Raw genomic sequence first — 1347 nt, forward strand, 5'->3', positions numbered from 1 at the left:
ATTGTGCCGCATTTGTCGGCACTTAAACCCCGTTCCGGTTCCTGATAGTCCGAACTTCCGGTTCCCGATAGTCCGAGCGGCGCGGTTCCTGATAGTCCGAGCCCGATCATGACATATCCACAGTAGGCAGGCCGACGCGCCGCATGGCTGCGTCGAAGGAATTCACGGAGAGCGCCGCGAAGCTCAACCGCTCGCGGCCAAGCGCATGGTGGATGGTGAGCTGGTATCCGGGCAACGCCTGGCGCCGCACGATGTCGCGCAATTCGAACGCGAAGCGCTTCGGCGGTGACATTGCGCCGGACTTCATGTGCAGGTGCTGGAAGTCGAAGCTCCAGCCCCCGCGCTGCTTGCCGCCGTGCTTGCGCACCAGGCGGTAGAGCCAGCGCTCCAGCCCGCCGGTCAGCGCGAAATAGGCGGGGTCGATCGTCAGCACGAGGGCCTGATCGATCACGCCTTCGTAGAACCAGTCGGGCACTATCATCTCGATCCCGAGCGCCCGGCCGGAGCCGTCATGACGCTCCTTCCACTCGTTGATCCAGGAAAAGCGGTGCCGCCGCCGGCTTCCGACCTGGCGGATCGAGGTCGCAATCGTCGTCGACTGCAGCCGGTCGAGCCCGGCCTTCAGCCGCTCGTAACTTGCCTTGCCAGTTCCGCGCCGCGTGAATGTCAGGATATCATGCGGCGTCGCGGCGATCAGCCGCGAGGTCGGGCGGCCCATGTCGCGCGCTTCGACGATCTGGCTTGCGGCCCAGATGAGGATGTCAGCGTCCCAGATGGTCGCCATGCCATGTTCGGCAGTAGCCTCGACAAGGATCGAAACCTCGCCCATCCGGAAGTCGATCGGCCGCACCCGCTTCGACTTGGCGAGGCTGAAGAACGGCCAGGCCATCAGGTCCTGGGCGTCGCGGGCGGCGATATTGCATCCTGCGCTCACGAACAGGTCAAGCTGCGTGAGGCGCGCAGGGAAGGAGGGCAAGCGGCGCATGTCTGTCCTCAGCGCCGCACCGGCGGGGTATAACCGTCGAGCCGCTTGGCGGGGTGGACGATGCCCTTGCCCGGATCGCTGGTCGAACGGCGCAGGCCCTGTTCGGCCCAGGCGTCGAGGTCGGTGACCGAGTAGACGATCCGCCCGCCCAGTTTGCGGTAGACGGGGCCGGTGCCGAAGCAGCGGTGCTTCTCCAGTGTGCGGGCGGAGAGGCCCAGATGCACGGCAGCATCGGGCGTCCGCACGAAACGGGCGGTGACTGGGGTCGGTCTGGCATCCATGGCGTGTGCTCCATCGCGGCTGCGCACCTGCCGGAATGGACAGGCGGCGTGCGGCAAGCTTCGCGCAAGTTTGTCGGCGAG

General features: G+C 66.1%; 2 protein-coding genes. Both read right to left on the reverse strand.

What is annotated here, in order from left to right; all coding sequences use genetic code 11:
- Positions 1-106: 106 nt before the first annotated feature.
- Positions 107-985: a replication initiator protein A gene (locus WG900_RS20095; RefSeq protein WP_339970158.1), complete on the reverse strand. Its 879-nt coding sequence runs from the start codon at positions 983-985 to the stop codon at positions 107-109.
- Positions 986-993: 8 nt separating this feature from the next.
- Positions 994-1266 carry a helix-turn-helix transcriptional regulator gene (locus tag WG900_RS20100; protein ID WP_339970160.1) on the reverse strand — a complete coding sequence of 91 codons (273 nt, stop codon included), beginning with the start codon at positions 1264-1266 and terminating at the stop codon, positions 994-996.
- Between the last annotated feature and the right edge of the window lie 81 nt (positions 1267-1347).

This window comes from Novosphingobium aquae, from assembly GCF_037572715.1.
Classification (GTDB): domain Bacteria; phylum Pseudomonadota; class Alphaproteobacteria; order Sphingomonadales; family Sphingomonadaceae; genus Novosphingobium; species Novosphingobium aquae.

Excerpts from the sequence above, each read along its gene's own strand:
- WG900_RS20100 (WP_339970160.1), bottom strand. The coding sequence starts at position 1,266 with ATGGATGCCAGACCGACCCCAGTCACCGCCCGTTTCGTGCGGACGCCC.
- WG900_RS20095 (WP_339970158.1), bottom strand. The coding sequence starts at position 985 with ATGCGCCGCTTGCCCTCCTTCCCTGCGCGCCTCACGCAGCTTGACCTG.